The sequence below is a fragment of the Citrobacter sp. 50677481 genome, assembly GCF_001463265.1.
In the GTDB taxonomy this organism is placed as follows: domain Bacteria; phylum Pseudomonadota; class Gammaproteobacteria; order Enterobacterales; family Enterobacteriaceae; genus Citrobacter_A; species Citrobacter_A sedlakii.
In genome coordinates, this window is the sequence record NZ_LNHZ01000038.1 from 1 (window position 1) to 820 (window position 820).

Below are 820 nucleotides of genomic sequence, written 5' to 3' on the forward strand. Positions count from 1 at the left end.
GGCACTGTTGCAAATAGTCGGTGGTGATAAACTTATCATCCCCTTTTGCTGATGGAGCTGCACATGAACCCATTCAAAGGCCGGCATTTTCAGCGTGACATCATTCTGTGGGCCGTACGCTGGTACTGCAAATACGGCATCAGTTACCGTGAGCTGCAGGAGATGCTGGCTGAACGCGGAGTGAATGTCGATCACTCCACGATTTACCGCTGGGTTCAGCGTTATGCGCCTGAAATGGAAAAACGGCTGCGCTGGTACTGGCGTAACCCTTCCGATCTTTGCCCGTGGCACATGGATGAAACCTACGTGAAGGTCAATGGCCGCTGGGCGTATCTGTACCGGGCCGTCGACAGCCGGGGCCGCACTGTCGATTTTTATCTCTCCTCCCGTCGTAACAGCAAAGCTGCATACCGGTTTCTGGGTAAAATCCTCAACAACGTGAAGAAGTGGCAGATCCCGCGATTCATCAACACGGATAAAGCGCCCGCCTATGGTCGCGCGCTTGCTCTGCTCAAACGCGAAGGCCGGTGCCCGTCTGACGTTGAACACCGACAGATTAAGTACCGGAACAACGTGATTGAATGCGATCATGGCAAACTGAAACGGATAATCGGCGCCACGCTGGGATTTAAATCCATGAAGACGGCTTACGCCACCATCAAAGGTATTGAGGTGATGCGTGCACTACGCAAAGGCCAGGCCTCAGCATTTTATTATGGTGATCCCCTGGGCGAAATGCGCCTGGTAAGCAGAGTTTTTGAAATGTAAGGCCTTTGAATAAGACAAAAGGCTGCCTCATCGCTAACTTTGCAACAGTGCC

Annotated in this window: 1 protein-coding gene; it reads left to right on the top strand. The window is 52.4% G+C overall.

The window, feature by feature from the left end; genetic code table 11:
- Window positions 1-63 precede the first annotated feature (63 nt).
- Entirely contained in the window at window positions 64-768 is a 705-nt protein-coding gene (locus APU02_RS09730) for an IS6-like element IS26 family transposase (RefSeq protein WP_001067855.1), read from the top strand.
- Window positions 769-820 lie beyond the last annotated feature (52 nt).